At 69.0% G+C, this 3,426-nt stretch carries 2 protein-coding genes; one reads left to right on the top strand and one right to left on the bottom strand.

Annotated elements, in window-relative coordinates:
* Positions 1–40: 40 nt before the first annotated feature.
* Positions 41–607 (bottom strand): TetR/AcrR family transcriptional regulator, encoded by a 567-nt coding sequence (locus tag B3S45_RS11795; protein ID WP_061681787.1) that lies wholly within the window; start codon positions 605–607, stop codon positions 41–43.
* A 134-nt stretch (positions 608–741) separates the two neighbouring features.
* Between B3S45_RS11795 and B3S45_RS11790 the strand changes: the two genes are divergently transcribed.
* On the top strand, positions 742–3,297 hold the full coding sequence (locus B3S45_RS11790) for an MMPL family transporter (RefSeq protein WP_061681791.1): 2,556 nt from the start codon (positions 742–744) through the stop codon (positions 3,295–3,297).
* The last annotated feature ends 129 nt before the right edge of the window (positions 3,298–3,426 follow it).

Here is a 3,426-nt window from a genome sequence, read left to right as displayed (position 1 = left end):
TGTCAGACGCACCCTAGCCGGCTGTGGACGGGGCGTACCGTCAGCGCCCCTCCTCCATTGCATCGCCGACGCCGACGAGCACACGCCATACCCAGTCCGCAGCGGTCTCGACTCGCGGTCGGGGGTCGCGCGCGAGCCACGCCTCGATGACGCCGAGTGCTGAGCCGGCGATGCCGGCACTGACGACGTCGAGGGGGATCCCTTCGAATGCGTGCGTGCCCATTCGCCCGAGGCCCTCGCGGGCAACGGCCTCGATGCGATCACGCAACCTGAACGCCACCGCGGCCGAGCCGTGGCGTCCGAGCACGCGCTGATAGACCGCCACATGCTCGTCGATGTGTCGCAGGTAGGCGAGGAGCGCGCGTTGCGGGCCGTCCGGTGCGGTGATCGTTTCAGGCAGGAAGGTCCCTGCCTGCTCGACCGCCGTGTCGATGGCATCGGCGAGAAGGGTGTCCTTGTCGGCGTAATGCTGATAGAAGCTGCTCCGATTCACTCCTGCCCGCTGCACGATGTCGGCGACGGTGAGTTCCTCGAGCGGCCGCTCGCGAGCCAAGGCGAACAGCGACTCCTGCAGGGACCGTCGGGTGCGGACGACGCGGGCATCCATGCGTCGATTGTGCCAGCGGGATGGGGAGACGCCACGCAGAACCCAGCCGCTCCGATTTTCGACAAATGTCGGCTATCCTCGGTGGTGGCTCGTAGGTGCGCCCTCGTCTCGTCTCCTCATGAAAGGCCTCTCGCGTGGCAGAACTCCTCTACCGTGTCGGACGATTCGCCGCGCGCCGACCGTGGGCCGTGGTCGCCGGTTGGATCGCCGCACTCGCCCTGGCTGTCGGAGCCTTCGTCTCCTTCGGCGGCACGCTGACGTCGAGCATGAGCATCCCGGGCACCGAGACCGAGCGCGTCACCGAGCGGCTCACCGAAGAACTGGGGGAACTCGGGGGCGGAACCGGCACCATCGTGTTCCGGACGGAGGACGGATCCGACTTCACCGAGGCCCAGCAGGGGGATATCTCCGCGATGTTGGCCGAGATCGACGGAATCGACGGCGTGGCCGATGTGGTCGACCCCTTCGTCGCGACGTCCGATCGCGCCGAACAGGAGCAGCAGCTCGAAGCCGGCGCGGCCCAGCTCGACGAAGCGCAGCGCCAGCTCGACGAGGGCTCCACTCAGATCGAGGCTGCGCGAACCCAGCTCGAGGCCGCTCAGGCGCAACTCGACGCGGCCATCGCTGAAGCGAAGTCCGCGGGGACGTACGCGCTCGCAGCGGCGCAGTTCGCCGCGCAGCAGGCCGAGCTCGATGCCGGTGCCGCTCAGCTCGAGGATCGCCGCGGCGAGCTGGACGCCGGTGCCGGCGAACTCGCCGAGCAGCGCGCTCAGCTCGATGACGCGCGGGTGCTCATGGATGCCGCCTCGGAGATCCGAACCGTGTCCGAGGACGGTGCCACTGCGATCGGCGTGGTGATGTTCGAGGACGACGTGTTCTCCGTCCCGTCCGAGGTCGTGGAAGCGGTCTCGGACGAACTCGACCAGGCCGAAATCGACGGGGTGCAGGTCGACTACTACTCGGCGACGATCGCCACCGCGGTCGAGGGACTCATCGGCATCGGCGAGATCGTCGGCGTCGCGCTCGCGCTGCTCACGCTCGTCATCATGTTCCGCGCGCTGCTGCCGGCGCTGCTGCCGATCGTCTCATCACTCGTCGGCGTCGGCGTCGGCGTCGCCGGGTCGCTGGCCTTCTCGGGCGTCGTGGACATGTCGTCGGCCACCCCCGTGCTCGGCATGATGCTCGGACTGGCCGTGGGCATCGACTACGCGCTGTTCATCATCAACCGCCATCGACGGCAAGTGCTCGCCGGTGTCGACGTGCACGAATCCATCGCCCTCGCGAACGGCACGTCGGGCAACGCCGTGGTCTTCGCAGGCTCGACGGTGCTCGTCGCACTGCTCGCCCTGAACGTGACCGGCATCCCCTTCGTCGGCGTCATGGGAACGGTCGCGGCCGGATGCGTGCTGGTCGCGGTACTCCTGTCGGTGACCCTGACGCCTGCGATGCTCGGGATCATCGGCCTCCGGATCGTCAATCGGCGGGCTCGCGGCCAGATCGGCCACGAATCGCACGCTCGCCCCGAGCTGAAGCCCATGAAGACCTCGCGTGCGTTCGCGCGCGCCGCACTCGCCGTCGGCGCGCTGCTCATCATCGCGATCCCGGCGCTCTCCATGCGGCTCGGCATGCCCGACGGGTCATCCGAGCCCGTCGACTCCAGCCAGTACCGGGCCTACACGTCCGCGGCCGAGGCATTCGGAGCCGGCCAGAACGGACCGCTGCTCGTCACCGCCGCGCTGCCGGCCCCGATCGATGAGGACGACGTCGTCGCGGTACAGGCCGACCTAGCCGGTCAGCTGCTCGAGCAGGGCGGCGTGGTCGCGGTCGCGCCGGTCGGAGTGTCCGAGGACCGCGACTTCCTCGCCTTCCAGGTCGTGCCGATCGGCGGACCGTCCACCGAATCGACCGAGCAGCTCGTGCACGACCTGCGCGAGCTCTCGCCGATCGGAGACATCGAGCTCGGGGTGGCAGGCCAGGCCAGCGGCAACATCGACATCTCCGAGAAACTCGCCGGCGTGCTGCCGGTGTACCTCGCGCTGGTCGTGGGGCTGTCGCTGCTCATCCTCGTGCTGGTGTTCCGCTCGATCCTCGTGCCGCTGATCGCGACAGCCGGGTTCGTGCTGTCGCTGTTCGCCGCACTCGGAGCCGTGGTGGCGATCTACCAGTGGGGATGGCTCGGGCCGGTGTTCGGCGTCCACACCCCCGGACCGGTGCTGAACTTCGCACCGATCATCCTCATCGGCGTGCTGTTCGGTCTCGCGATGGATTACCAGCTCTTCCTGGTGACCGGAATGCGAGAGGCGTTCGTGCACGGGGTGCCGGCCCGGACGGCGGTTGTCGCCGGGCTACGGAACGGGCGAGCGGTGGTCACCGCGGCGGCCATCATCATGGTGTCGGTGTTCGGCGGGTTCATCTTCTCGCACCTGGCGCTCGTGCGACCGCTCGGCTTCGGCCTCGCGATCGGCGTGCTGTTCGATGCGTTCGTGGTGCGGCTGTTGCTGATCCCCGCGCTCATGCACCTGCTCGGCGAGAAGGCGTGGTGGCTGCCGCGCTGGCTCGATCGGATCCTCCCGAACGTCGACGTCGAGGGCGCCGCGCTCGAGCGAAGCCATCCGATCCACGGGGCGGCGACGGAAGCCGGGGATGCGTCGTCGGACGACGTCCGGCACGCCGACGAACCCGTCCGCTGAGAGGGCGGCTCCGCCAGGCGGCGCCCGGCGCGCCGCCGAGTGAACCATGACAGGGCGACCGCCTCGTATCCCTTCGGTTGTGCGACGTCTCATCGGACTCAGGGCCAGCCGGCTAGGGTGCGTCTGACA

This window comes from Microbacterium sp. UBA1612, from assembly GCF_002321605.1.
Taxonomy (GTDB): Bacteria; Actinomycetota; Actinomycetes; order Actinomycetales; family Microbacteriaceae; genus Microbacterium; species Microbacterium luteum.
This window is presented reverse-complemented; position numbering and strand designations above follow the sequence as displayed.